The 23,458-nt window shown below is 66.0% G+C and carries 25 protein-coding genes; 13 read left to right on the top strand and 12 right to left on the bottom strand.

Translation table 11 applies throughout. The annotated features are described in order from the left end of the window. Positions 1-166 precede the first annotated feature (166 nt). Entirely contained in the window at positions 167-1,540 is a 1,374-nt protein-coding gene (gene cycA / locus ACZK4Z_RS02245; protein ID WP_049399140.1) for a D-serine/D-alanine/glycine transporter, read from the bottom strand. A 228-nt stretch (positions 1,541-1,768) separates the two neighbouring features. On the opposite strand from cycA, the gene ACZK4Z_RS02240 reads away from it, so the two are divergent. Further along, positions 1,769-3,385, top strand: coding sequence for an EAL domain-containing protein (locus ACZK4Z_RS02240; RefSeq protein WP_343237825.1), 1,617 nt, complete (start codon positions 1,769-1,771; stop codon positions 3,383-3,385). Between the two features lie 317 nt (positions 3,386-3,702). On the opposite strand, the gene ACZK4Z_RS02235 is transcribed toward ACZK4Z_RS02240, so the two are convergent. Together ACZK4Z_RS02235 and ACZK4Z_RS02230 are read right to left on the bottom strand one after the other, a co-directional pair. Then, a complete protein-coding gene (locus ACZK4Z_RS02235; protein ID WP_293799262.1) occupies positions 3,703-4,887 on the bottom strand; it encodes an MFS transporter in 1,185 nt (394 codons plus the stop codon). Next, a complete protein-coding gene (locus ACZK4Z_RS02230) occupies positions 4,884-6,062 on the bottom strand; it encodes a serine hydrolase domain-containing protein (protein ID WP_293799261.1) in 1,179 nt (392 codons plus the stop codon). Before ACZK4Z_RS02230 ends, ACZK4Z_RS02235 begins: the two co-directional genes overlap by 4 nt. A 228-nt stretch (positions 6,063-6,290) precedes the next feature. Between ACZK4Z_RS02230 and ACZK4Z_RS02225 the strand changes: the two genes are divergently transcribed. Both ACZK4Z_RS02225 and ACZK4Z_RS02220 read left to right on the top strand, forming a co-directional pair. Beyond that, positions 6,291-7,190 carry a LysR family transcriptional regulator gene (locus ACZK4Z_RS02225; protein ID WP_180838303.1) on the top strand — a complete coding sequence of 300 codons (900 nt, stop codon included), beginning with the start codon at positions 6,291-6,293 and terminating at the stop codon, positions 7,188-7,190. Between the two features lie 225 nt (positions 7,191-7,415). Continuing rightward, positions 7,416-9,023 carry an ABC-F family ATP-binding cassette domain-containing protein gene (locus tag ACZK4Z_RS02220; protein WP_293799258.1) on the top strand — a complete coding sequence of 536 codons (1,608 nt, stop codon included), beginning with the start codon at positions 7,416-7,418 and terminating at the stop codon, positions 9,021-9,023. 72 nt (positions 9,024-9,095) lie between these two features. Here ACZK4Z_RS02220 and ACZK4Z_RS02215 read toward each other — a convergent pair whose 3' ends face one another. Further along, positions 9,096-10,421, bottom strand: coding sequence for a GTP-binding protein (locus tag ACZK4Z_RS02215; protein WP_478451154.1), 1,326 nt, complete (start codon positions 10,419-10,421; stop codon positions 9,096-9,098). 69 nt (positions 10,422-10,490) lie between these two features. Here ACZK4Z_RS02215 and ACZK4Z_RS02210 point away from each other — a divergent pair, with 69 nt between their 5' ends. Further along, complete coding sequence (locus tag ACZK4Z_RS02210; RefSeq protein WP_253145589.1) at positions 10,491-10,865, top strand: MerC domain-containing protein; 375 nt, start codon at positions 10,491-10,493, stop codon at positions 10,863-10,865. Positions 10,866-10,942: 77 nt separating this feature from the next. Here the strand turns inward: ACZK4Z_RS02210 and ACZK4Z_RS02205 are convergent, their stop codons facing one another. Beyond that, the gene (locus tag ACZK4Z_RS02205) at positions 10,943-11,227 is read right to left on the bottom strand and encodes a metal-sensing transcriptional repressor (protein ID WP_032130410.1); all 285 of its coding nucleotides are present in this window, start codon (positions 11,225-11,227) and stop codon (positions 10,943-10,945) included. Between the two features lie 48 nt (positions 11,228-11,275). Between ACZK4Z_RS02205 and dmeF the strand changes: the two genes are divergently transcribed. Further along, positions 11,276-12,247 carry a CDF family Co(II)/Ni(II) efflux transporter DmeF gene (gene dmeF / locus ACZK4Z_RS02200; protein ID WP_253145587.1) on the top strand — a complete coding sequence of 324 codons (972 nt, stop codon included), beginning with the start codon at positions 11,276-11,278 and terminating at the stop codon, positions 12,245-12,247. A 332-nt stretch (positions 12,248-12,579) separates the two neighbouring features. Further along, positions 12,580-13,542, top strand: a complete 963-nt coding sequence (locus tag ACZK4Z_RS02195) for an IS110 family transposase (protein WP_107314971.1) — start codon at positions 12,580-12,582, stop codon at positions 13,540-13,542. Between the two features lie 28 nt (positions 13,543-13,570). Here the strand turns inward: ACZK4Z_RS02195 and ACZK4Z_RS02190 are convergent, their stop codons facing one another. After that, on the bottom strand, positions 13,571-13,855 hold the full coding sequence (locus ACZK4Z_RS02190; RefSeq protein ID WP_032130412.1) for a hypothetical protein: 285 nt from the start codon (positions 13,853-13,855) through the stop codon (positions 13,571-13,573). Positions 13,856-13,945: 90 nt separating this feature from the next. Between ACZK4Z_RS02190 and ACZK4Z_RS02185 the strand changes: the two genes are divergently transcribed. From ACZK4Z_RS02185 to ACZK4Z_RS02170, 4 genes are all read left to right on the top strand, one after another. Then, positions 13,946-14,362: a hypothetical protein gene (locus tag ACZK4Z_RS02185; RefSeq protein WP_253145568.1), complete on the top strand. Its 417-nt coding sequence runs from the start codon at positions 13,946-13,948 to the stop codon at positions 14,360-14,362. 145 nt (positions 14,363-14,507) lie between these two features. Beyond that, positions 14,508-15,176, top strand: a complete 669-nt coding sequence (locus ACZK4Z_RS02180; RefSeq protein ID WP_125895019.1) for a hypothetical protein — start codon at positions 14,508-14,510, stop codon at positions 15,174-15,176. A gap of 115 nt (positions 15,177-15,291) precedes the next feature. After that, entirely contained in the window at positions 15,292-15,612 is a 321-nt protein-coding gene (locus ACZK4Z_RS02175; protein ID WP_125895021.1) for a hypothetical protein, read from the top strand. A gap of 131 nt (positions 15,613-15,743) precedes the next feature. After that, complete coding sequence (locus ACZK4Z_RS02170; RefSeq protein WP_478451153.1) at positions 15,744-16,586, top strand: class I SAM-dependent methyltransferase; 843 nt, start codon at positions 15,744-15,746, stop codon at positions 16,584-16,586. Positions 16,587-16,589: 3 nt separating this feature from the next. Here the strand turns inward: ACZK4Z_RS02170 and ACZK4Z_RS02165 are convergent, their stop codons facing one another. Both ACZK4Z_RS02165 and ACZK4Z_RS02160 read right to left on the bottom strand, forming a co-directional pair. Then, positions 16,590-17,558, bottom strand: a complete 969-nt coding sequence (locus ACZK4Z_RS02165; RefSeq protein WP_293799410.1) for a polysaccharide deacetylase family protein — start codon at positions 17,556-17,558, stop codon at positions 16,590-16,592. Positions 17,559-17,628: 70 nt separating this feature from the next. After that, the gene (locus tag ACZK4Z_RS02160; protein WP_182267155.1) at positions 17,629-18,288 is read right to left on the bottom strand and encodes a hypothetical protein; all 660 of its coding nucleotides are present in this window, start codon (positions 18,286-18,288) and stop codon (positions 17,629-17,631) included. 133 nt (positions 18,289-18,421) lie between these two features. Here ACZK4Z_RS02160 and ACZK4Z_RS02155 point away from each other — a divergent pair, with 133 nt between their 5' ends. Beyond that, positions 18,422-19,102, top strand: a complete 681-nt coding sequence (locus ACZK4Z_RS02155) for a hypothetical protein (protein ID WP_125895027.1) — start codon at positions 18,422-18,424, stop codon at positions 19,100-19,102. A gap of 91 nt (positions 19,103-19,193) precedes the next feature. On the opposite strand, the gene ACZK4Z_RS02150 is transcribed toward ACZK4Z_RS02155, so the two are convergent. Together ACZK4Z_RS02150 and ACZK4Z_RS02145 are read right to left on the bottom strand one after the other, a co-directional pair. After that, positions 19,194-19,367 (bottom strand): hypothetical protein, encoded by a 174-nt coding sequence (locus ACZK4Z_RS02150; protein ID WP_097048477.1) that lies wholly within the window; start codon positions 19,365-19,367, stop codon positions 19,194-19,196. A gap of 9 nt (positions 19,368-19,376) precedes the next feature. After that, positions 19,377-20,189 (bottom strand): alpha/beta fold hydrolase, encoded by an 813-nt coding sequence (locus ACZK4Z_RS02145; RefSeq protein WP_293799405.1) that lies wholly within the window; start codon positions 20,187-20,189, stop codon positions 19,377-19,379. Positions 20,190-20,411: 222 nt separating this feature from the next. On the opposite strand from ACZK4Z_RS02145, the gene ACZK4Z_RS02140 reads away from it, so the two are divergent. Together ACZK4Z_RS02140 and ACZK4Z_RS02135 are read left to right on the top strand one after the other, a co-directional pair. Beyond that, positions 20,412-20,891, top strand: coding sequence for a nuclear transport factor 2 family protein (locus tag ACZK4Z_RS02140; RefSeq protein WP_293799403.1), 480 nt, complete (start codon positions 20,412-20,414; stop codon positions 20,889-20,891). 75 nt (positions 20,892-20,966) lie between these two features. Then, complete coding sequence (locus ACZK4Z_RS02135; RefSeq protein ID WP_293799401.1) at positions 20,967-21,359, top strand: XVIPCD domain-containing protein; 393 nt, start codon at positions 20,967-20,969, stop codon at positions 21,357-21,359. Between the two features lie 28 nt (positions 21,360-21,387). Here the strand turns inward: ACZK4Z_RS02135 and ACZK4Z_RS02130 are convergent, their stop codons facing one another. Then, the gene (locus ACZK4Z_RS02130; protein ID WP_046987003.1) at positions 21,388-22,083 is read right to left on the bottom strand and encodes a hypothetical protein; all 696 of its coding nucleotides are present in this window, start codon (positions 22,081-22,083) and stop codon (positions 21,388-21,390) included. Between the two features lie 176 nt (positions 22,084-22,259). After that, on the bottom strand, positions 22,260-23,405 hold the full coding sequence (locus tag ACZK4Z_RS02125; RefSeq protein ID WP_293799396.1) for a YncE family protein: 1,146 nt from the start codon (positions 23,403-23,405) through the stop codon (positions 22,260-22,262). Between the last annotated feature and the right edge of the window lie 53 nt (positions 23,406-23,458).

The following is a 23,458-nucleotide window of genomic DNA, read 5'->3' as shown; positions in this document are numbered from 1 at the left end:
AGGGCTGCGCCCTGCACCCGTGGTAGTGCCGGCCGCTGGCCGGCAACCTCAACAGCAACGGCAACGGCCGATTTCCTGCGGGGGGTCGGATCCCGTTGCTGCGCAACGGTCTCTGACCCCACTCCAGAGAGATCTCTGGATCAATCGATGGAACGCAAATGCTGGATTACTTCGCGGTCCTCCGACGCACCCAGTACCCCACGCCCAACAGCACGAACCACACCGGGCTGGCGACCAGCGCCTGGCGGGTGTCGGCCTGCAGGCTCAGCAGCACCAGCACGGCGGCGAAGAACACCAGGCAGGCCCAGCACATGGCGACGCCGCCGGGCATCTTGAAGATCGAGGCGGCGTGGCGTTCCGGGTAGCGGCGGCGGTAGGCCATGTAGGCCACCAGGATCAGCGACCAGACGAAGATGAAGAGCACGGTGGCCAGCGTCGTCACCAGGGTGAAGGCGGTCACCAGGTTCGGGATCAGGTAGATCAGCAACGTGCCGCCGAGCAGGCACAGGCACGAGAACAGCAGGCCACGGGCGGGCACTGCGGCGCGTGACAATTTCGACAACCCGCGCGGTGCGTGGCCTTCCTCGGCCAGGCCGTACAGCATGCGGCTGGTGGAGAAGATGCCGCTATTGGCCGAAGACGTGGCCGAGGTCAGCACCACGAAGTTGATCAGGCTGGCCGCGGCGGGGATGCCGGCCAGCACGAACAGCTGCACGAACGGGCTCTTGTCCGGCACCACCTGGCGCCACGGGGTGACCGCCATGATCGCGATCAGCGCCAGCACGTAGAAGATGATGATGCGCACCGGGATCGAGTTGATCGCCTTGGGCAGGTTGCGCTCGGGGTCTGCGGTTTCAGCGGCGGTGGTCCCCACCAGCTCGATGCCGACGAAAGCGAACACCGCGATCTGGAAACCGGCGAAGAAGCCGACAAGGCCCATCGGGAACATGCCGCCGTCATTCCACAGGTTCGACAACGACGCGGTGTGGCCACTGGGCGAGGTGAAGCCCCACGCCACCAGCCCGGCGCCGGTGATGATCAGCGCACAGATCGCCACGATCTTGATCAGCGCGAACCAGAATTCCATCTCGCCGAACAGCTTCACCGTCACCAGGTTCAGTGCCAGCAACAGCAGCACGCAGGCCAGTGCCGGTATCCACGCATCCAGCCCGGGGAACCAGAACTGCGCGTAGGCGGCAATCGCGATCACGTCGGCGATGGCGGTGACGATCCAGCAGAACCAGTACGTCCATCCACAGAAGAAGCCGGCCCAGGGACCGAGCAGATCGGTGGAGAAATCGATGAAGGATTTGTACTGCAGGTTGGACAGCAGCAGCTCGCCCATCGCGCGCATCACGAAGAACAGCATCGCGCCGATGATCAGGTAGACGAAGACGATGGACGGGCCGGCCAGGCTGATGGTCTTGCCCGAGCCCATGAACAGGCCGGTGCCGATGGCACCGCCGATGGCGATCAGCTGCAGGTGGCGGTTGGACAGGCTGCGGCGCAGGTGCTCGGGGGGCGTTGCGGGCTCGGTCATGGGCGTGCACTGGGGCGGGCGAAGCGTTCGACGTTAGTCCTCCCCGGCCCGGAGCGCCAGCGCTGGACGACCCGATTGCGTCAATCATGGTCGCTTTCATCACATTGTGACCGAATACCGGATTCGTCCCATTCCGCCCGGCCCGGCGTCATGCTCAGATAGCCGCACCTGCCCAAGGATCGGCCCGACCATGTGCCCTGCCCTGCCCGCCCCGCTGGAGCTCCGGCCTTGAGTCGGCTGCGCGTGATCATTGGTGGCACCGCGCTGGCGCTGCTGGCCGCGGCCGTGCCGATCGCGGTGATGGCCTATGCCACCTGGGACCGTGCAGTCAACGTCGAGCAGCAGCGGCTGCGCGACATCGCCGGTCGCGCGCTGCGCCGCGCCGACCAGTCCTACCAGGAAGCGCTGGCGGCACTGCAGTCGGCCGAGGTCGGTGCCCACGACGCCTGCGGGCCCGACCATATCCGGCGCATGCAGACGCTGGTGATGACCTCGCCGTCGGTCGACCAGATGGGCTACTTCGAGGGTGGCAAGCTGCGCTGTACGTCGTGGGGGCCGTTCCTGTCCGACGTCAACCAGCCCAAGGCCGACCACGTCACCAGTGATGGCGCCGGCATCGCCGTGGATGTGCGCCCCGAGGCCAGCGGACGGCGCCAGGTCCTGTCGTTCCTGTACGGCAAGTACGACGTGCTGGTCGATCCGCGCCGCTTCGTCGATGTCATCGCCGACCCGAACGTGCGCCTTGCCCTGGCCAGCCCCGATGGGCGTCTCCTGGCCAGGCAGGACGGCATGGATCCGGCATTGCTGGAGACCCTGCTGCGCGCCCCCGATGAAGGCCTGGACCACCACACCCTGTATGCCACCGCCCGCAACGAAGAGTGGTTGGCGATCGCGACCATGCCGCGTACCGCGCTTGCCGCGACCTTCCGCCAGCAGGCGTGGCTGTTCGTGCCGATCGGCGTTCTGCTGGCCGCTGCCGGTGCCGGCCTGGTGATCTGGCTGTCGCGTCGCCGCCTGTCCCTGCGCGGCGAGCTGGCCACAGCGATCCGCCGCCGCGAGCTGTACCTGCACTACCAGCCAATCATCGAGCTGGATACCGGCATCTGCGTCGGCGCCGAAGCGCTGGTGCGCTGGCAGCGCCCGGATGGCACCCAGGTGCGGCCGGACCTGTTCATTCCGCTGGCCGAAGAGGCCGGCATGATCGGCGCGGTCACCGATCTGGTGATCGAGAACGTAGTGCGCGACATGCGTGAACTGCTGGTGGCCGACCGCAGCGCGCACATCGCGATCAACCTGGCCGCCGAAGATATCAGCAGCGGCCGTGCGCTCAAGATGATCTCCAAGCACATGGCCGGCAGCGGCATCCTGCCGCAGCAGATCTGGATGGAGGCCACCGAGCGCGGCTTCCTGGATCTGGACCGCGCCCGCACGATGCTGGCGCAGGCGCGTCGGGCCGGGCACAGCGTGGCCATTGACGATTTCGGCGTCGGCTTCTCCAGCCTGCAGTACCTGGAACAGCTGCCGCTGGACGCGTTGAAGATCGACAAATCATTCATCGATGCGATCGACACCGAGAGCGCCACCAGCCCGGTAACCCCGCACATCATCGACATGGCCAAGGAGCTGGGCCTATGGGTGGTGGCCGAGGGCGTGGAGACCGAGGCACAGCTGGCGTATCTGCATACCCGGAAGGTCGAGTTCGCGCAGGGTTGGCTGTTCTCGCGGCCGCTGCCGCGGGATGAGTTCGTGGTGTTCCATCACAAGCGGCAGCAGCGCTATGGCGCGGCGCGGGAGCACATGCAGAATCCGCGCAGCGTGCCGATCGAGCGTGAGGGGATCGAGTAGGACGGCCAACGGCGGAGCCCCTCGTGGTGGGTCGCGTTCGGCGGAACCGTCGGGGTGGGCCGGGTGGGTGGGCTGCGCAGGGGGCGCTGCAAGTACGTCCATGTAAGCTCGGTCGCCGCATCCATGCGGCTCACGCCCCTGCGCAGCCCACCCACCCGGCCACGGACACATTGCGGCGGCGTCCCACCACGGAATCAACAGAAGAATCAAAGGCCAACGCGGGTCGCTGCGCTCGGTGGATCCACGCCATGCGTGGATGGCGTGGACCACGGTAGTGCCGGCCGCTGGCCGGCACCTCGGTAACGTCTGGTCTGCGCCTACGCCCAGGCCTTCGGCCGTGCCAACAGCCACGCCGCGCTCACCGCCAGCAACAGCAACGGCAACCAGCCCAGCTGGCTCGGGCCGCTGACCTGCAGCAGCACACCGCCTGCTACGCCACCGGCGGCAATCGCCAGGTTCCAACCGGTCACCAGCATCGACTGCGCCAGGTCGGCGGCAGCACCGGCACGGCGTGCGAGCGCGGTCTGGAACAGGGTCGCAACCGACCCGAACGCCACACCCCACAGGATCGTTGCCAGCAGCAGCGGTGTGGCCTGTCCTGGCCACAACAGCAGGGCCAACACCGGAAGAATGAAACCGATCACGGCCGCCCACACCAGCGTGCGCAGATGACGGTCCACGCCCCAACCGGCAATGCCGATACCAACGATGGCAGCCACGCCGAAGGCCAGCAGCAGGCGGTCCAGCCACGGGCCGGCGCCGGCCTCCACCGCCAGCGGTTCGATGTAGGTGTACAGCACGTTGTGCGCCAGCACGTACAGCACCATCACCGCCAGCGCGCTGCGCACGCCGGGCATGCGCCACACCGTACCCAACGACGTGCGCTGACCGGCCGCGGCCGCCGGTAGCGCCGGCAGTGCCCAGCGCGCGTACGCCAGCAGGCCGACCCCCAGCACGCTCATCAACGCGAACGCCCAGCGCCAGCCGATCTGCTGGCCCAGCAACGTGCCCGCCGGTACGCCCAGCGACAGCGCCAACGGCGATCCAACCATCGCCACCGCGATTGCCCGGCCCTGCAGCGACGGCACCACCATGCGCGCCGCGTAGCCGGCCACCAGCGACCACAGCAGGCCACCACTCACACCGGCCAGGAAACGTGCGGCCAGGATCAGCGGATAGCTGCTGCTCACGGCGGTCAGCGTGTTGACCACCACGAAGCCGGCAATGGCGGCCAGCAACAAGGGGCGTCGCGGCAGGCGCTGGGTCAACGCGGTCATCGGCAGTGCGGCCATCACCGATCCCAGCGCGTACACGCTGACCAGCTGGCCCACCGCCGCATCACTCACGCCAAGGCTCTCGCCCATCGGCCGCAGTACACCGGCGGGCAGGGTCTCGGTCAGCAGGGTGATGAAGCCGCCACCTGCAAGCGCCAGCAGGCCGGCCCACGGCAGGTGTGTAGCTTCGCCGGCAGGACTCGCCGCATCAATGGCATGGCCGCTCATCGTGCAGCCTCCAGATCGGCGTAGACCGCGTCACGCAGTTCATCGACGAAGGCGCCATCCATGCCTTCGTACAGGGTGTTGGTCAGCGCCACCACGCTGAGCCCACGCGCAGGATCGACAAACCAGCTATGGCCGTAGGCACCGCCCCAGCGCCAGGTGCCTTCGCTCTGTGGCGTGCCACTGGCGGCGGCATCGCGCAGCACCGCAAAGCCCAGCCCGAAGCCCCAGCCGGCCGGTTCCGGCGGCCCCTGCTCGCCCACCTGCGGGGTGGCCATCGCCGCCACCAGCGCGGACGGCAACAGATTCGAAGCTTGCACATCGCGCAAGGCCTCCAACACCGCCATCACCTCGTCGGCGCTGCCAATCAATCCAGCACCGGCCGAAGGAAAACGGCTGGCATCGGTGGCGCGCGCGAGGCTGTACTCGATGCCGACCGTACCCTCGAATGGAGCGACCACCTCGCCTTCCTGCAGGCGATGCGGCTGCGGCGCGTCGGTGACATAGGGCGTGGCCAGCCGTGCGGCATCGTCGATGGCAAACGCGCTATCGCGCAGGCCCAGCGGCGTGGCCAACAGGCGTGCGAACAATGCCTGCAGCGTTTCACCAGTCGCGGCTTCAGCCACGGCGCCCGCGACGTCCACGCCCAACGAGTACAGCCATTGGCTGCCCGGCGCGAACAGCAGCGGCGCCTGCGCGATGCGATGCACGTTGTCGGTCAGCGTCAGCGGATTGGCATCCATGCCATCGCTGACGCCGACCTGCGCGTACGGGCCATCCACATCGGCTTCGAGGAAGCGGTAGCCCAGCCCGCTGCTGTGGCTGAGCAGTTGGCGCAGGCTGATCGGCGGCGTGCTGCCATCGGCCAGCGCCGGGCGGAAGTCCGGCAACCAGCGCTGTACCGGCGCATCCAGGTCCAGCACGCCTTCGGCTACCAGGCGCAGGATCACCGTGGTCAACAGCGGCTTGCTGACCGATGCCAGCCGGAACAACTGATCGCGCTGCATCGGCGTGGCCGACTCGCGATCGGCCAGCCCGGTCGCGCTGGCGTGGCGCAGCACACCGTGCTCGCGCACCAGCACCACCGTACCGACCAAGCGCTGTGGGTGGACTTGCTGCAGCAGCCGCTGCACCGACGGCAGCGTCGGCGCAGGTGCAAGGGAAGGAACAGCGTTCATCGCGGTGATCCGTGGGGAGTGGCCCGCCACGTTAGGCAGCACGGCGCAGCGCAAAAAGCCGGTTGCCGCTCCGGGCATCATGGACCGTGCAGTCCGCAATCGGCATGATGGCCGGAGCTGCAAGGCCGCAACGGTCCCAGCGCCACCCCGCACCACAGTGTTGCGATGGCGGAGCCGTCCACTACGGCCGCGCCGACCTACCCTGCCGCTTTCATTGCCCACACGCCCATGTCAGTCCTGGACAACCTCGCCAACCTGCAGACCTTCGTGCACGCAGCCGATACCCGCAGCTTCGTCGAGACCGGGCGCCTGCAGGGCATCTCGGCCTCGGCCGCGGGCAAATGCGTTGCCCGGCTGGAACAGGCACTGGGCGTGCGCCTGTTCCACCGCAGCACGCGCAGCATCACCCTCACCGCCGAGGGCCAGCTGTTCCTGGCACGCTGCCGGCGCATCCTCGACGAGCGCGATGCCGCGCGCACCGAGTTGGCGCAACCGCATGCCGCACCAAGTGGCACGCTGCGCATCGGTCTGCCGCTGGTGGGTGATCTCACTCTGCCGCTGATGGCCGAGTTCATGTCCGCGTATCCGGACATCCGCCTCGATCTGGATTTCAGCGACCGCCTGGTCGATGTCATCGAGGAGGGTTTCGATGCCGTGCTGCGCGTCGGCGAGCCCAGCGACTCACGCATGAACGCACGACGCCTGGGCGTGTTCCCACGCCGCATCGTCGCCTCGCCGGCGTACCTGCAGCGGCGCGGCACGCCGCGCACGCCGGCCGATCTGATGCAGCACACGCTGCTGCACTATCGCTTCCCCAGCACCGGCAAGCTGGAACTGTGGCCGATCCACTGGCCCGACCATGAAACACCGCAGGAACTGCCAGTACACATGGTGGCCAACACCATCGAAGCGCGGGTGGCGCTTGCATTGCGCGATATCGGCCTGGCATTCGTGCCGGTACACTCGGTGCGCGATGCACTGGCCGACGGCCGGCTGGTGACCGTGCTCAACGAGCATGTGCACTCCTGCGGCATCTTCCACCTGCTGTGGCCGTCGGGCCGCCACGTGCTTCCGAAGCTGCGGGTATTCATCGACTTCGTCAGCGCGCGCCTGGAAACCGTGCCCTAGGCGATCGATCCACCCCATGCCCGGCTCACAGTAGATCCACGCCATGCGTGGATGCCTTTGTAGAGTCGCGCCATCAAACCATTCAGCCAACCCCGCTATACTGGCCGCTCATTCCTCCCAGAGGCTCGCGACCAATGCGCCATTGATGCCGCCGTCTTCACAACAGACGGCCTGACTCTTCCCGCCCCTGCGCGCAGGGGAGAACCCGGCATCCATGGAGGTCGCATGACCCCGCATTCCCTCACGCTCGATCGCGTGTCGTATCGATTGGCCGACGGCCGCCCGCTGTTTTCCGATCTGACGTTTTCCTTCGAACCGGTTGCTACCGGCCTGGTCGGTGCCAATGGCGCTGGCAAAAGCGTGCTCGCACGCCTGCTGGCCGGCCGGCTGTCGCCCGACAACGGCCAGGTACGTGGCAGCGGCCGCGTGTTCCTGTTGCCGACACCCGGTTATCCACCCGCCGGCACGGTCGGTGAACTGGCCGGTGTGGGTGAAGCGCTGTCCGCGCTCGCACGCATCGAAGCCGGCAGCGTCGATGAGGCCGACTTCACCTGCATCGGCGACCGCTGGGATCTGCGTGAACGCCTGCAGCAGCAATGGCGTGCGCTGCAGCTTCCCGACGACCTCGATCCCGCCCAGCCGGCCGCGCGCCTCAGTGGCGGCCAGGCCATGCAGGTGGCGCTGTCCGGCGCCTGGGCCAGCGGTGCCGACTGGCTGATCCTGGACGAACCCAGTAACCACCTCGACGCACGCCATCGCCAACAGCTGTACGAACAGTTGCAGCAGTGGCGCGGTGGCCTGCTGGTGATCAGTCATGATCGCGAACTGCTGGGCCGCATGCAGCAGATTGTCGAACTCGATGGGCGTGGCCTGCATCGCTATGGCGGCGCGTGGCAGCACTATGCCGAAGTGCGCGCCGCCGAACGTGAAGCCGCCGCCGCCCAGCTTGACCATGCACGTGCGCAGCACCGGCAGCAGCAACGCAGTGCACGCGAACAGCACGAGCGCCAGCAGCAACGCCAGGCACGTGGCAACCGTGATGCAAAGCAGGCCAACCAGGCACCGATCCTGCTTGGCCGCCAGAAGCAGCGTGCCGAAGCCAGTCATGGGCGCGCGCAGCAGGTGCAGTCCGAACGCCTGCAGGCCAGTGCAGAGCAGCTGCGTGCAGCGGCGACAGCCGTGCACGTCGCACCGGAGCTCGCACTGTTTTCCGGTGATGGGGAACGTGGCAGCGCACGCCTGCTGCAGGCGCAGGATCTGGTCCTCCCACATGGCTGCAGCGCCCCGTTGCAGCTGGAGATCCGCCGCGGCCAGCGCATTGCTGTGGTCGGTGACAACGGCAGCGGCAAATCGACCCTGCTGCGTGTGTTGGCGGGCCAGCTGCCAACGCGCGGAGGCACGGTGCAACGCCACGCACCGCTGGCGCTGCTCGACCAGCAGCTGCTGGGATTGTCCGGCGAGCGCAGCATCCTCGATAGCGTGCAGGTGGCCAATCCGGGTGCGGACCCGGGCGATCTGCGCACCCGGCTCGCGCTGCTGGGACTGGATGCACAGCGCATTCAGCGCGCCGCCAGCAGCCTCAGCGATGGCGAACGGGTGAAAGGCGCACTGGCCAGCGTGTTGTACGCCGATCCCGCGCCGCAGCTGTTGCTGCTGGACGAGCCCGGCAATGCGCTGGATCTGAGCGCATTGCAGGCGTTGGAGGAACTGCTTGCGGCGTGGCCGGGCGCGCTGGTGATGGTCAGCCACGACCGGCACCTGCTGCAGGCGTTGCGGCCGACCCAGGTGCTGCACGTGAGCACCGAGGGCTGGCAGTGGCATGACGCCTTGTAGATCCACGCATGGCGTATCGACCCGGGGTAGTGCCGTCCGCTGGCCGGCAACCCATGGAGCCTCAATGCACCGTCAGCGCTTCCACACCGGGAACGCCAGTGGCATCTGCTGCCACAGCAGCGGCCCCGCCCGCAGCTCCTGGTCATTGAGCAGGCACGCATCCAGCTCCGCGCGCACCGCACGCTCATCCATGTGCACACCAATCACCACCAGCTCCTGGCGGCGATCACCCCACAACGGGTGCCACAGCCGCTGCATCGCCGTGTGCGCGGCTGCATCCGGAAACTCTTCCAGCCCCGGCAACGGTGCGCTCCAGCAATCGGCCTGCTGCCGCGCCCAGCCGAGGTCGCTGTAGGGCAGCGGTGTCGGCGGCAACAACGGTGCGGTGTCTTCCAGGCCGGCACGCACGCGGTCGCGCGCGGCGTACCAGAAGCCCGCCGCCTGCGTCCGCGTCGCGGCGCCCACGGTGTTCAACTCGCCTACCCAATCCATGCGGTTGGCCAGCCAGAACCAGCCCTTGCTGCGGATCACGCCGGGCATGCCCGACTGCAACGCGCGGGCGAATCGCGCGGGGTGGAACGGACGCCGCGAACGGTAGACGAAGCTGCCGATGCCGTACTCCTCGGTTTCCGGTGTGTGCTCGCCCCGCAGTTCCTTCACCCAGCCCGGCGCACGTTGCGCACGCTCCATGTCGAAGCGGCCGGTATCCAGCAGCTCGGCCAGCGGCACATCGCCGAAGCTGGACAGCAGCAGCTTCGCGTCGCGGTTCAGGCCACGCAACACGGCCAGCGTGTCCTGCAGCACCTCGTCGCCCACCTGGTCGACCTTGCTGACCACGATCACGTCGGCGAACTCCACCTGCTCGCACAGCAGATCGACCACACCGCGATCATCGTCCGGCCCGGCCTGCTGGCCGCGTTCGGCCAGGCGCAGGGTCGAGCCGAAGTCGGCAAGGAACGCGCTGCCGTCGACCACCGTCACCATCGTGTCCAGCCGCGCGATATCACTCAGGCTGAAGCCGTGCTCGTCGCGCACCGCGAACGTGGCCGCCACCGGCATCGGCTCACCGATGCCCGTCGATTCGATCAGCAGATAGTCATACCGACCGGCATCGGCCAGACGGCGCACTTCCTGCAGCAGGTCATCGCGCAGCGTGCAGCAGATGCAGCCGTTGCTGAATTCCACCAGCGTCTCTTCAGTGCGGCGCAGCTCGGCGCCACCTTCGCGCACCAGCTGCGCATCGATGTTGACCTCGCTCATGTCGTTGACGATGACCGCCACGCGCAGGCCTTCGCGGTTGCGCAGGATCTGGTTGAGCAGGGTGGTCTTGCCGGCCCCCAGGAAGCCGGACAGCACGGTGACCGGAAGGCGACGGTCGGCGCGGGAAACAGTGTTCATGTCGGAGCGGGTTGGCTGCGGAACGGAAATGTTACTGTATAACACTTGTTGCGCAAGGAACCTCCCCCGATGAAGTCGCCTTCTGCCGCCCTGCTTGATGCCGGCGCGGTCGCCCTGTCCAGCCTGTGCGTGCTGCACTGCCTGGCGCTGCCCCTGCTGGCCGCCGCGCTCCCCCTGTTCGGCACCTGGGCCGAAGCGGACTGGGTGCACCTGCTGTTCGTGGCCATCGCCCTGCCACTGACCGGCTGCGCGCTGTGGCGGGCCGAGCGCCGTCACCCCCTGCCCGTACTGGCCTGGGCCACCGCCGGCGTCGGTCTGGGCCTGTTGCTGGCCGGCGCGCTGGCGCTGCCCTCACATGACTGGGAAACGCCGATGACGGTCACCGGCAGCCTGCTGCTGGCCGCCACGCATATCTGGAACGCGCGACACCGGCACGCGGGGTAGTGCCGGCCGCCGGCCGGCAACCGCATGAGCTTCGGACGCAACCTGCAGTTGCCGGCCAGCGGCCGGCACTACCCCTGCTATTTGCCGTAGCGGCGCAGCAGCTCCACCAGCACCGCAGCCTCGTCCGCCCGCTGCTGCGGGTCATCGGCACCCACCACATGTTCCTGCAGATGCTCGTGCAGCAACTCCATCAGCAGGCTGTGGGCGGCACCGCGCACCGCGGCGACCTGCACCAGCACGCCCGCGCAGTCCCCCGCTTCCCCCTCGGGCTTGTCCAGCGCCTGCTCCAACGCCGCCACCTGACCCGCGATACGGCGTACCCGGGTCAGCAGCTGCTTTCGATTCTTGTGTACATGGGCCATGGCGGGATCATATACCCTATGGGGGTATCCACTCCGGCTCCCGCCGCCATGCACTTGGACGCCCTCGCCGCCGCCCGTCGCCACGAACACCGCTTCGACGACGGCAATCCGCTGGCCGAACGCAATACCCGCCGCGCCCTGTGGCTCACCGTCGGCATGATGCTGGTGGAGATCATCGGCGGCTGGTGGTTCAACTCCATGGCCGTGCTCGCCGACGGCTGGCACATGAGTTCGCACGCGCTGGCGCTGGGCCTCTCGGTGTTCGCCTACCGCTGCGCGCGGCGCTACGCGCACGATCCGCGCTTCGCCTTCGGTACGTGGAAGATCGAGATCCTGGCCGGCTATACCAGCGCCATCGCCCTGCTCGGCGTCGCCGCGCTGATGGCCGTGCAATCGCTGGAACGGCTGTGGGTGCCGGCACCGATCCATTACGACGAAGCCATCGCCATCGCTGCGGTGGGCCTGGGCGTGAATCTGCTCTGCGCCTGGTGGCTGCACGACAGCCCGGGCCACGCGCATCACCATCATGGGCATGGGCATGGGCATGACCATCATCACGGGCACGACCACGATCACGGCCATGCGCACGGTCACGACCTCAACCTGCGCTCGGCCTACGTGCACGTGCTGGCCGACGCCGCCACCTCGGTGCTGGCCATCGTCGCCCTGCTTGGCGGCAAGCTGCTGGGCCTGACCTGGCTGGACCCGGTGATGGGCCTGGTCGGCGCCGTGCTGGTGACGGTCTGGGCGATCGGCCTGCTGCGCGACAGTGGCCGCATCCTGCTCGACGCGCAGATGGATGCACCTGTGGTGGCCGAAGTACGCGAAGTGATCGAACAGGGCCCGTGGCCGGCACGCCTGGCCGACCTGCACGTCTGGCAGGTGGGTCGCGGCAAGTACGCGGTCAGCGCCAGCGTGGTCACCAGCGACGTCCGTCTGGATGCCGATACAGTGCGCAACGCGCTGGCGATTCATGAGGAGCTGGTGCACGTGACGGTGGAGATTCACCGCAGCGCATGATCCACGCCGGGTAGTGCCGGCCGCTGGCCGGCATGGCATGCTCCGGCCGCCGCTGACCAGTAGAGCCAGGCCATGCCTGGCTGCGTTGCCCACAAGTCGAGCATGGCTTGTATGTTCCTCCCGGCTCCTACGAGGTATGTAGGAGCCAGGGTGGAGGGACCGTCAAGCATGCATCTGCGGATACTAGCCGACAGACGAGTCGAGCGATCCCCATCCCGCACACGAACGTCGATAAAGGATCGTACGGCCCCCAAAGGGGATCGTCGATGTAGGCAAGCTAACGTCGGTGCGGTACCACCCCAGCCCCTTAAAGATAGCTGGGAGCCGTACAAATGTCTGATTCTCTCGATATTGGCGTGGACGTGGACTCCAAGGAGTTCGTACCGGCAGTGGCCGACCGCAAGGCCGGCGACAGGATCGCCAACACCCGGGCCGGCATAGCCCAGTGGCTCAACACCTTGCCCCAGCGATGCCGGATTGGCATGGAGGCGACGGGGCGGTACTACGAGTTGTTGGCTCGGATGGCTGGCCAAGCAGGCCACGTTGTCTATGTGATCAATCCACGTCTGATCAAGCACTACGGCCGGGCGACGGGCTCGCGTGGCAAGACGGACGCCATGGACGCCGAAGCGATCGCCCGGTACGTGAAGAAGGAGAACGATCGCCTGCGTGAATACGTACCGCGTACCGACGAGCAGCAGCAGATGCACGATTTGCTGCGCAAGCGGCAGACGCTGGTAAAGACACGCGCGCGCCTGGAGCAATCCTTCGGGGTAAGCAAAAGTGCCCCCGGGGAGCTGTCAGATCTGTTCTGCGCTCTGGCTGGGACGCTGTCCGAGCTGGAAAGCGAACTGCAGCGCTTGGGTCGCGATGGAGAGCATGGCGCGCTCTACAAGCGCCTGTTGACCATCCCTGGTATCGGCCCTGCCGTCGCCGCTCACCTGATTTACTACATGACGCGCTGGCCGTTGGCCAACGCCAACGCGTGGATCGCCTGCACCGGCCTGGATCCCCGGCCCAACGAGTCTGGCGGCAGAACGGGACGGCGTCGGCTGTCCAAACAGGGCGCGCCAGTGCTGCGCCAGATGCTCTACATGGCCGCAATGGGGCTCAAGCGGTGTCGCCGGGGGCAACCGCTCTACGACGAGCTGTCAAAACGCGGTCACCCCAGCACCGCCGTCTTCAACATCCTGGCCAGAAAGCTGGCCAGGATCGCCTGGGGTGTCTTCAAAAGCGGCCGGGACTTCGATCCGGCCATGCTGAAGGTGGGTCAAGCCTGCTTCCAGCAGGCTTGACCGCGAACATAGGATCTCGACTCTACAACTACAGCTTCAACATCATCCGCAGCAGGTACATCAGCAGCGGCAGCGCGCTCAGCACTGCACCACCGATGCCGATCCACGGCCAGCGCTCGCCGCGCACGCGCGAAGCCACCGCCAGACCGCAGCCGACCAGCGCCGCGCCCAGCACCCCCACGCCCAATCCCGCAGCCATGCCATTGCCGCCTGCGGCCACCGCCGCCTGCGCAGCGAGGCTGCCCGCGCCCCAGCCCACCACGATCCCCAGCCAACTGGCCACGCCGCACCACGGTGCCTTGTCCTTCGCCATCCGAAAACCCCTGTGTCCTTGCCGAATTTCTGTACGGACCACGCCCGTGCGCTGCCTACACTAGCCGCACCTGCCCCGTCGGGACATCCCATGCGCACGCTCCACCTGCTGCTGCCAGGTGCCCTCCTGCTGCTCACCGCCTGCAGTGGTGATGCCGGGCTTCCTTTCAGCGCCGACCCGTTGCAGGGCTGCTTCGCCACCGGCGCGCGCAAACCGGCCGACTTCCGCATCGACAAGGAAGGCGGCCAGTACTTCGTCTCCTTCAGCCGCGGCGAGCAGTGGCAGCGCGAGCCGAATGCCCTGCACAAGGCCTCCCGCAGCGAAATCAGCCGCTACTTCCGCGATGACGCCGAGCAGATCGACAGCGCATTGATCCGCATGGCCGGTGGCTTCGGCATCTTCCACTTCAACAAGGGCGCGACGCTGAAGGGAAAGGCCAGTGATAGTGACTACATGGCGCTGATGCTGATCGGGGCTGGGCCGGTGTATGCGGTGAAGTGTATTTGAGCAGTTGTTTGCGACAGCTTCTTTCGTAGTTAACAGCCCGAAGCATAGGAAAAATTTCAAAACAACGATAACTGGATAGGTGTCTCGTCGGGCGACCAGAACTCAGTTCAGCATCAGCTCTCCATCCCAAAAGAGGAGCTGAGACATGAAATTGAAGCAGTTCGCCTTTTTGATAACAGCCTTTCTGCCCGCGACCGCCATTTGCGCTAGCGAGCGTCTAAGCATAGATGTCGTAGTAGCGAATCCAGACGGAAGTGTCAGCGTAGATAGGACAAGCAGCTGGCCAGACTTCAATGGCGGCATCGTGGACGTAACGCAGCGCCTGAAACAAGATGATTTTGGGAGACTCAGCTATCGCTATGAAGATCAGAGTAGAGCCACGCAGCTCTATCACCAAGCCTATTGCGAGTCGGTGGAAATGGCACCCTCAAGCGGTACCATGACGTTGTCGGGCCCCTCCACCGGCTGGTCATGCTACAGCGATGATCCCGCGCCCCCTGCCGACCCTTTGAACAGTATTGATTGGGCAACGGCGACTGCACCGAGTGGGCAGGTACCCGTTGGTCAGAATATCTTTCCCATTGGGAGCGGGAGCTGGGAGAGCTCTATTGGCGGCATGAGGCGCTCAACCCTCAGCGTAGACAATGGACGCTGTATTGCACAGGAAACCGACCACTACGCAGGGCCATTCAGAGGCAGAACCCAATTTGGCGTCAATTGCTATTTTTCGCAGTCCAAGTTTGCAAACACCATGATGGAGACCTGCATCCCCAAACAATGTGCCACCAATAGAGGGACGATCTTCGCTCAATAGCTCCTAGAGGGAGATGCCCATGCCCAAAGGCAGGGCATCTCTCATCCATGCATAAACGCCATATACTCGTTGCCAAAGGACTGACGAAATGACATTCAGTCTTGGACATTGGAACATGCTGCCCCTCCTGCTGATGGCCGGTGCAATACAGTCTCAGGGTGCCTATGACGAAGTCCGGGAACTGCCCGACGGCCAGACACTGATATTGCGCACCCTGGACTGGGATCTCGGCGATGGTCGCCACGAGCGCGTTACCGTGCATTGGCTGCTGCAGGAAGACGGCAGCCTGCGCTACGACTTTGATCGGCAGCCACCGGAAACCCAGGACGCTCATCGTCGCTCATGCGCGCGGCAGGGCATGCGGCCCTCGCGTGGCGTCGGCATGATTTCAGGGGAAGGAACCACACACGGCTACAGCTGCACCAGCCAGCTGTAGAGCCGAGCCCACGCCCGGTGCCGCCATGCCGGCACCCACGCGTGGCGTGGATCTACCGCAACAGCAGCCACGCGTGGCCCCGGCAACACCTGCGGTACCATGCCCTCCCCCGAACCGCCCCGGTACCCGCCGTGCCCCATTACACCGGCCCCCTGCTGACCCGCGACAGCGCTGACACCCTGCGCCGTGCCTATGACAAGGGCGCTGCCGACTGGCAGGGCTCGCTCGACCTTGGCCGCAGCGAGGACAGCGTGGTGCTGGATGCCGACGGCTTCCACTTCCGTGGCCAGCGCTACCCGTGGCCGGGCAAGCTGAAGGACCGCACGCTGTACTACTGGGATGGCGAGGACTTCGCACCTATCTCGCGCTACAGCAGCTCGCTGATCAAGCTGGTGCCGACCGGATGGGGCGCACCGACCTTCGAGATCGACGGCATCAAGATGCTGCCGACCTCCAAGCTGTCGCCATTCGAGGACGCGCGCCGCAAGGTCGAGCTGGTCGCCCCGGCCGGCAAGGTCATCCTCGATACCTGCGGTGGCCTGGGCTACTTCGCCGCCTGCGCGCTGGAGGCCGGCGTCGGCCAGATCCGCTCGTTCGAAAAGAACGCCGATGTGATGTGGCTGCGCACGCTCAACCCGTGGTCGCCGGATCCGGACTCGGCCGCCGCCGGGGGCCGCCTGCAGTTCAGCCACGGCGATGTCTCGCAGCAGATCGAACAGGTGGCCAGCAACAGTGTCGACGCGATCCTGCACGACCCGCCGCGCTTCGGCATCGCCGGCGAACTGTACTCGCAGGTGTTCTACGACCACCTCGCCCGCGTCATCCGCAAGTGCGGGCGCCTGTTCCACTACACCGGCGCGCCGAACAAGCTGACCAGCGGCCGCGACGTGCCGCGCGAAGTGGCCAAACGCCTGGAAAAGGCCGGTTTCAGGGCCGAGCTGGCGCTGGACGGCGTGCTGGCCGTCAAGCGCTGAGCTTCATTCCGAGTCAACCTTCGCAAGCTTCATCACCCACTTCGGCACTTCCGGTTCACCGGCGTAGAAGTCTTTCGGCTTCTTCTCGGCCATCGCCCAGCGGTGCAGCCAACTCGGGCCATAGCGACCGCTGTAGCCCTCGGCGCCGCGCGCGTAAGCAGGATCGCGCATCGCCTCATCCAGTGAAACGAAGCGATAGCCGCGCCGCTTGGTCGCCGCCACCAGTTCGGCGAAGGTGGCTGCATTGAGCTCATTGGCGTGCATCAGCCACACCTGCGGCAGCGCGTAGCCCAGCAGCGCCTGCGACTGCTTCTCGTAGTAGTCCAGCTTGTTCAGCATGTACGGCACATAGCCCTTGCGCAGCTGTACCAGCGTCGCCTCGCGCGCCGGGGAATCGGGCTGCTCGTTCATCACGTTGGCATAGGCAAACGCCCATACCCACTCCCCGTTGTCGACCGTCACCGGTGCCACGCGGTAGCCGTGCTGCTTGAAGAACACGTCCATCTCCGCGCGTTCTTCCGGTGTGCGTCCGGCACGCAGATAGGGATGGCGCATCCACTGCGGTTTCAGTCCGCGCTCGGCCAGCAGCGGCCGCAGCACCGTTTCACCACGCAGAAAATCCTGCTGGAACGCAGGCACACCCCTGGCGTTCAGATCCATGTGCGAATACGTGTGGTTGCCCAGCACATACCCGGCGTCCAGCCAGTCGCGCAGCATCTGCACCCGCGCGGGCTGCACGTGCCCGTTGATCTCAAGCTTGTTCTCGTTGACGAAGCCGACCACCGGCACACCCGCCTGGCGAAGCTGGGCCATCAGCGCTTCGTGCCGCGACTGCAGGTCCGGCGGAACGATCTCGTCCACCCGCGCCCACGGCAGGTCGTCGATGGTCATCGCGATCCGGCGATCCACCTCGGCGGCGTGCACCGCCAACGAACACAGCAGCAATGGCACAGCACGCAGCAACCAACGCATCAGCACATCCTTGCAGGGGCGAAGTGCTGACTCTAGCGCGATTGCGGGCGCGCGGCCGGTCCCACACCCGCTATGGGCCGGGCGACTGCACCTGACGTTCGCGCACGATCGCCCGCCACAGCATGAATCCTGCAGCCATCGCCATCAGCATCAACGCGACCAGCACCAGGGCAAGATCATCGGGATTGCGCAGCAGCGGTGCATGCTCATGGGTGAGGATCTCGAACACCACCTGCTGCGCCTGTGCCAGCGGCAACCGGCCCTGCTCGCCCAGCTCCACCAGGCACGCCGCTGGGGACAGCTTGGCCACGCCAGTCCATGCCAGGTCGTACAGGTGCAATGCCCTGAGGGCCAGCGCCAGGATCGCGGCGTGCAGCGCCATCAGCCCCCAGTTGGCACGTCGCAGGCGTTCCGACAGGCGTCCCAGCCGGTAGACGCTGATCGACATCGCGCCCAGCAGCGCCAGTACCACGCCCGCCATCGGAATCCACTGCAAGGGTTGCCACGGTGCAAGCGCAGTGGACCGCGCCAGCAGTTGTTCGGCCACCTGCATGCGCGCCACAGGGTCGGGCCCACCGCATGCATCATCCACCGGCTCCAGCAGCAGTCCCACACGGTAGTGGAAGAAGCCGACTGCAAGGGCTACCGCCAGCAGCGCCACCACCTGCAGTGCCAGCAGGATCGGGCCAGGACCACAGATACGACAGAAGCGGGTAGCAGCAGAGACCATCGGTTCATCCATGACAACAAAGGACCATCCTAACCAAGCGCCCTGTGCTTGTCGGCTGGCGGATACGACAACCGGCGCGCGGTCCCGGTAAGATGTGGATGAGCATGGATGGTCGTATGTAGAGGTGTTGTGGATGGTCACGCTGTATCTGTGGGTGCGAACGTTGCTTCCGCTGTTGGCGTTCGTGATCGCGTGGATGCTGCTTTCGCGCCTGATCAAGGCCCGCGTGGCGCGCCTTCCACGGGTTCCCTTGAACCTGCCCGAGCACAGCAGCAGCCCGCGCAGGAAGGACCGGCGCATCTACGCGCGCAAGCTGCGGCGCAAGCCAGGTCTGCGTACCGCAACGCGCCCGGCCTCCGAGCCGCGCAGCTGGAACCTCGCAGCGGTGTTCGTTTCGCTCTTCACGTTGATCGCCACCGTGCTGGTCGTGCCGGATGGCGCGCGCTTCCAGGTCATGGTCGAGAGCATCACCGGCTACCCGGCTACGATTGCGGAAGTACATGTTCCCGCTGCCGGGCAACCCCTTGTGCTGCAGGCCTGGCAGCCAGCACTGGCGCAACTGTCGCGGCCGGTAACGATGCGCTACCCGATCGGACGCACCGGCGGCGAGCATGATGCGCACGCCACGCTACCGGTACAGGTGAGGCATCAGGGGGATCGCCTGCAGGTGGCTACGGCCGTGCCGGTGGACGCCGAACGGTTGCGTGCGGAGCTTGCGCGCCTGGCTGGGATGCCGACGGAGTCAGTCAACGTCCGCCAGCGCGAGATCTCACCCTGGCTGGAACCCGGCTGGAAGCCGCTGGCCGACCTGTAGAGTCGAGCCCATGCTCGGCTGCTGTTGCAGTAGATCCACGCCATGCATGGATGGATGCAGAGCGGAGTCGAGCATGGCACGACTCTACAGATCACGATCCGCGTGGCAGCTTCGCAGCCCACATGTTGTCCACCAGATTGGGATAACGCCGCCCGTTCTCTTCCGCACGCTGCCGGGCCGCCTCCTTCTGCGCAGGCGACAACGGCTGCGACGTCTGGCCCTTGGGATTGGGCTTCTTCCACGGGGGCGTCTTCGGTTCACGCATGGCTGCAGCTTACTGCTTCAGGAAGTTCAACAGCGCCAGATTGAAGTGATCAGCATGACTGGTGTTGCAGCCATGCGGCGCGCCCTCAAGGATCACCACTTCGCTGCCCGGGATGGCTCGGTGCGTGCGCTGGCCAGAACCTTCAAACGGCACGATGGCATCGCTGTCACCGTGCAGGATCAAGGTCGGCACCGTGATCTTCTTCAGGTCTTCGCGGAAGTCGGTGGTAGCAAACGCCTTCATGCACCCCAGCGCTGCGTTCTGGTCGGATTGATGGCACAACGCGATCGCCGCCTGACGCGTCTCTTCGGTCACCATCAACTGGCCATGGGCGCTGAAGAAATCGCGGGTGAAGCCATCAAAGAACGCCTCACGATCCTTCTCCAGACCGCTGCGCATTTCATCGGCCTTTTCCTGGGTGAGCGGGCCATCCGGGTTGTCATCACTGCGCAGCAGATACGGCGGCACGGCAGCAGCAAACACCACGCTGTGCAGGCGCTCCTGACCGTGGTTGGCCACATAGCGCGCCACCTCACCGCCGCCCATCGAGAAGCCGACCAGGGTGACGTCGTGCAGGTCACGCTCCTCGATCACCCCGGCCAGGTCCGCTGCCAGCGTGTCGTAGTCATAGCCCTCGGCTGGCTTATCGGAACGGCCGAAGCCGCGCCGGTCGTAACTGATCACCCGATGCTGCGCATCGCGCAGGATCGACACCTGTTGTTTCCAGGCATCGGCGGACAGCGGCCAGCCGTGGATCAGAATGACCGGGCGGCCGTCACCACCGGTGTCTTCAACGTGCAGGCGGATGCGGGAAGCAGGCATGGGAGCTCCTGTGGAAGGGGAGGCTTTCAGGCTATTGGCCGGCCCCTATCGCGACCGTGACGGAATCGCCGATCGCCATGACATCGCCTGCACAGGCGACGCCGCCGGAGCCGGGCCGTCAATGCGGGCATTCACTCCGTAGAAGGGCCGTTTCATCGGAAGCCGGCTGCAGCGGCCCAAACGCCATGCGAGCCTGCGTGAACCATCCCCGGGAGTTTCGCCATGCTGCTGCTCACCCTGCCCCTGCTCGCCGCCGGTCTCGCTGCCGCACCGTCGCCCGCCGATGACCTGCGCCAACAGATCCGCCAGGCCGACACCCAGCTCTTTGCTGTGGCCTTCGAGGCCTGCGACGCCGACAAGGCCGCCGCGATGACCACCGAAGACATGGAGTTCTTCCATGACAAGGATGGCAAGTCAGCCAGCAACCGCGAGGACTTCCGCCGCAGCGTGGCCAACATGTGCAGCAATGCGCGCAAGGGCGGCTGGAGCCTGCGCCGTGAGCTGGTGGAACCTTCACTGCAGGTGTTCCCCTTGCGCGACGAGCGGGCGCTGGAAATCGGCGACCACCGCTTCCATGAACGCGGCAAGGACGGTGTGGATCGCTGGGTGGGCCAGGCCCGTTTCATCCAGGTCTGGCGCCGCGTGGACGGGCGCTGGTTGGCCGAGCGGGTGATCAGCTACGACCATCGGCCGGCAGACTGACCCCTCGGGCGCGCTTCACGGGCCGGATCTATACTGACCGGGCCCACCACGACCCACCGCTACCGTTCGATCGCCATGCCAGAGATCACCCCCAACCACCCCGACTACGGCCTCAACCAGCAGATCCGTCAGGGCGTGGCCGCACTGGACGCCCAGCATGGCCGTCCGTTCGACCAGACCAGTGAGCGCCTGACCGCCAGCCTGACCGTGCTCGCCCGCGAGCAGGGCCTGCGGCAGGTCGACCATGTGCTGGTCAGCAACGCCACGGCCAACCAGCCGGCGGGACACAACATCTTTGTGGTGCAGGGCGACCCGGCCAATCCGGCGCACCTGCGCGCGATGATGCCGACCGCTGTGGCGGCACAGACGCCGGTGGAGCAATCGATGCAGAAGCTGGGGCTGGGTGTACAGCAGCCGGCCGAGGCGCAGGTGCAGGAAATGCAGCATCCTGCGCCGCGGATGGGGTAAGCAGGCGCGGAGGCGGTTGCTCTCTCTGCTACTTGAACTCCGGAACGAACAGGCCTTCCCGCTTCAGGATGTCTCTGGCCTGGGTGACATAGCTGCTCACCGTCAGTCGATCCAACGGAAACATCTCGCCCTTCTTCCTCGCCGGCAACAACCTGCCTGCCTCGGCAAGACGGCGTGCTTCGTGGTCCTTTCTGGCCTTGTCCCCGCTCACATCGCCGTGGACCTTCAGCAACTGCAGTGAACAGGCATAGAACATCTGTACCTTGCAGTCGGCAATGAACGCATCCAGTGACATTGCCTTATCCTGTCCCACAAAGAACGGCCGGAACTTGTTGTAAAGCGCCTTTGCATCGCGCGGCTCCTGCGCCCGGATGTAGTCCGCCAACGTCCTGTCAACATTGGATACGTTGTGGATGTACTGATTCCTGATCTCGGCAACGGCCAGAAACAGCGTCTTCTGTTTCGTGTCGACGTATCCAAGATCGCGCAGCAGCTCGATCCTTGATGCCTGCGTCATGTTGCTGACCACTCGTCGGGCCTTCGGCTCTCCCAGCGCTTCAACGATGGCGTGGGTGAAGGTGCCTTCAACCAGCTGCGCCAGCTTCGAGGTGAAGCTCCACGAGTTCTCTTCAGCGTAGAGGTCTACGACGAACTTCTTCGAGATCCCAAGCTCTTTGCTCAGCCTCTCAAATGCCAGTTCAATGAACTTCCTGTTGTCGCTCATAACGCCCCCGTTTCAGAAGCAGTGAAGCTACAGCCGCAAGACGATTACAACAAGCGGCCACCCCCTGCTTTTGCAACACTTCCTAATCCAACGCTCTACGAGCTACAACACTGGAAATGGACCCGCTCCACGACCGACGGCCGAGGATGCGGGCCCCATCAATCCAGCGCGAACGCTTACAGCTGAATCCGCGCCACGCTCTCGTCAGCGCCCTTGTCATCCTTCTCGCCGTTCTTGATGCTCACGAACAGCACGTTGTTCCTCGCATCCAGCGCCAGGCTGTTCGGGTGGGTCGGCACCGTGTAGGTCGCCACCTTCTGGTAGCTGTCACTGTTGTACGCCGTCACCGTACCGGCTTCGCGGTTGGTCACGTACAGGCGCTTGCGCGGCGCATCCAGCAGGATGCCCAGCGGGCCGGCGTCGGTCGGGATGCTGGCCAGTTCCTTGCCGGTGCTGCGGTCGAGCACCAGCACGCGCTGGCCCGGGTGCTTGCTGACCAGGCCGCTGCTCTTGGCCTGGTAGCCACGCAGGAATTCCGAGCCCTGGTCGGTCACGAACAGGCGCTTGCCGGCCGGGTCCAGCGCGATGTTCATCGGCTGCTCGGCGGCGATCCTGTGCTGCGCCACCACCTTGTTCGAATCGGTACCCACCACCACCAGGTCGGCCAGCAGGTTGCTGGTGTAGACGCGCTTGTTGGCCGCATCCAGTGCGAGGCCCGGCGCCTTGGCATTGCCCAGGCCATCAATGGTGTTGATGACCTCCAGCGTGGTGGTATCGATCACGAACAGCACGCTGCTCACGTCCGGCTGGCTGCTGTGGCCGGTCACGTACAGGCGGTTGGCGGCGCTGTCGACTACCAGCTCGCGCAGGTCGTGGGTGTAAGCGGCCTTGCCGTCCTTGCCGGTCTTCTTTTCCATCAGCTGGATGGTGCCGACCGCCTTGTTCTGCGCGGTGTCGACCACCGTCACCGACAGGTCCACGGTGTTGCCCACGTACAGGCGGTTGTGGGCGTCATCCAGCACCACGCCGAACGCCTTGCGCTCCAGCGGGATGCGGGTTTCCACGGCCAACGTGGTCGGGTTCAAGCGCAGCACCTGGGCCGGGCCGGCGTCATCGCCGAAGCCGCCGGAGGAGGCCACGAACACGGCGTTCTGCTTCGGGCTGTAGGCCAGCTCGTACAGGCCCTTGGCGACGGCTTGGCGCTGCACAGCGGCGGTGGCACTGGCGGCGGGTGCGTTGTCGGCGAACGCGGAGGGCGCGCCGAGGCTGAGCGAAACGGCAACGGCCAGCGCGGCCGAGCGGAAAAGAGGATTACGGAACATGCGAGCGTCCTTGAATGGGCACGGGAAGGTGTCCTGGCTCGCTGGGCCGTACT

It is taken from the genome of Stenotrophomonas sp. 71799_Sma (genome assembly GCF_056482505.1).
Note: the sequence above shows the minus strand (reverse complement) of the source record. Positions and strands in the feature narration are given on the sequence as shown.